Origin of the sequence: Streptomyces sp. ADI95-17, from assembly GCF_003846175.1 — a bacterium.
Classification (GTDB): domain Bacteria; phylum Actinomycetota; class Actinomycetes; order Streptomycetales; family Streptomycetaceae; genus Streptomyces; species Streptomyces sanglieri.
This window is the reverse complement of the sequence record NZ_ML123064.1, coordinates 1-2,443: the sequence shown is the minus strand read 5'-3', so window position 1 is coordinate 2,443 and position 2,443 is coordinate 1. Positions and strand designations below refer to the sequence as shown.

1 protein-coding gene is annotated in these 2,443 nt (G+C 62.3%); it reads left to right on the top strand.

The features are described 5' to 3' along the window. The first annotated feature begins 540 nt into the window (after positions 1–540). The gene (locus EES42_RS44500; RefSeq protein ID WP_206434030.1) at positions 541–2,322 is read left to right on the top strand and encodes a reverse transcriptase/maturase family protein; all 1,782 of its coding nucleotides are present in this window, start codon (positions 541–543) and stop codon (positions 2,320–2,322) included. The last annotated feature ends 121 nt before the right edge of the window (positions 2,323–2,443 follow it).

The window sequence follows — 2,443 nt, the reverse complement described above, 5'->3', positions numbered from 1 at the left end:
CCATGTGCGCCACGAGGCGCTCTGTTTGTATCCCCGGCTCAGCCGGGAGGGATTCGGAAGGAGGTTCCTGGGCCGGATGACTTACCTGGATCCGAAAGGTGAAGGGGACAACAGCATGTCAGAAAACCAGTGACCGGGCTCAGTTGTCAGAGACGGTGTGCTGGGCGGCCCGCGCGATATGACGAAGACTGGATTGTTTGAAGCCCAATCTCCAGAAGATGCAAGTTCCCATCCGCCGGAAATGGCAGCTGAAACCGGCGCCGCGCTCTGTTCTGGGTTTCATTGTGACCTGGTGCACTTCCGGAGTACGGAGCGATGTCCAGCGAGGACATTCAAGGAGATGAGTGGGACGCCTAAGTCGCGCTAGAACGTACAGACAGGGGCGAACGTGGGATCGCCTACGGGACGCGAGTCCTATGGCGACGGAGGCCCCGTAGTAGTCGCCGGAGTCGCGACCGGCCAGGGAGGACGGGAAAGCCGTCCACATTGGGCGAAGGGGGCCAGGTGATTCGGACACCACAGACTCGGGAGGTATGCGAAATGCAGAGCGCCAAAACGGTGCTGGGTGTCCTGCGTGAACGCGGCAGGCGTGGCCTGCCGTGTGAGGAACTGTATCGGCAACTGTTCAATCCGCAGTTGTATCTGCTGGCCTACGGGCGGATCTACGCCAACCATGGCGCGATGACGCCCGGGGTCACACCGGAAACCGTGGACGGCATGTCACAGCGGAAGATCGGCCGGATCATCGAGGCGATGCGTCACGAGCGCTATCGTTTCCGTCCGGTCCGGCGTGTCCATATCCCGAAGAAGAACGGGACGATGCGTCCGTTGGGGCTGCCGACCTGGTCGGACAAGCTCGTCGGTGAAGTGATCCGCCTGTTATTGGAGGCGTATTACGAGCCGACGTTCTCCGACCGCTCCCATGGATTTCGTCCCCGCCGTGGCTGCCATACCGCTTTGCGGGAGGTGGACCACACCTGGACCGGGACGTCCTGGTTCATCGAAGGGGACATCGCCGACTGCTTCGGCAGCTTGGACCACCAGGTTCTGCTGTCGATCCTCGGCGAGAAGATCAATGACCAGCGGTTTCTGCGGCTAGTGCGCAACGTGCTCAAGGCCGGATACCTGGAGGACTGGAAGTGGGGTGCCACGCTTTCCGGAGCGCCGCAGGGCGGAGTGGCCTCCCCGGTCCTGTCCAACATCTACCTGCACAAGCTGGACGAGTTCGTTGAGAAAGTTCTTGTTCCGGAGTACACCCAAGGAAAACGCCGGGCCAGGAACCCGGCCTATCTGGAGTTGCAGAATCTGCTGGCGAAGGCCCGTCGGCGCGGTGACCGGGTCCAGGCCCGTGCACTGCGTCAGCGGATGGTCAGCCTGCCGAGTTCGGATCCGAACGATCCGGCATATCGCAGGCTGCGCTACATACGCTATGCGGACGACCATCTCCTTGGTTTCACCGGACCGAAGGCCGAGGCCGAGCAGATCAAACAACGTCTGGCCCAGTTCCTGCGTGAAGAACTCAGGCTGGAACTGTCCCAGGAAAAGACGCTGATCACTCATGCCCGCACCCGGGCAGCGAGGTTTCTCGGCTACGAGATCACGACCCAGCACAACGACACGAAGAAGACTGGCCGTTACCGTCGGGTCAACGGTCAGATCGCTCTCCGTGTCCCACGGGATGTGATCAAAGCCAAGTGCGCCCCCTATCTCGCCCGCGGAAATCCCGCGAAGAGAACGGCCCTGATCAACAGCAGCGATCATGCGATCGTGGCTACGTTCGGGACCGTTTACCGGGGTGTTGTCCAGTACTACCTGCTCGCCGGAGATGTCTTCCGGCTGCACCGGCTGCAATGGGTCATGGAGACAGCAATACTCAAGACCCTTGCCGCCAAGCACCGTTCGTCCGTGTCGAAGATGGCCGCCAAGCACAAGGCCAAAATCGACACGCCCAACGGGTCCCGAGTCTGCTTTGAGGCCCGCATCGAGCGGAAGAACAGGAAACCACTGGTGGCACGGTTCGGCGGAATTCCCCTCCAACGGCAGCGAGCGGCGGAACTCGCCGACCGCGAGCCGGTCCGGGTGGACTATCCGCAGAAGGAACTCATCGCGAGACTCCTGGCGGACACCTGCGAAATCTGCGGAAGCAAGGGCAACGTGCAAGTGCACCACGTCCGGGCTCTCGCCGACCTCGCACATGCCGGATGGCAGCCTTCCGACTGGGCGCGCGTCATGCTCCAACGACGCCGCAAAACGGTCGTGGCCTGCGACATCTGCCACGACCGCATCCGTTCGGAACAGCCAGCCAGAACATTCACGCAGTAGTCACTGGAGAGCCGGATGACCGGGAAACCGTCATGTCCGGTTCGGCGGGAGGCCGCGCGGAACAGGACCTGTCACGGCAGGCACCTCACCGCGCGGCCGACCCAACGTCCTGGCTGACCGG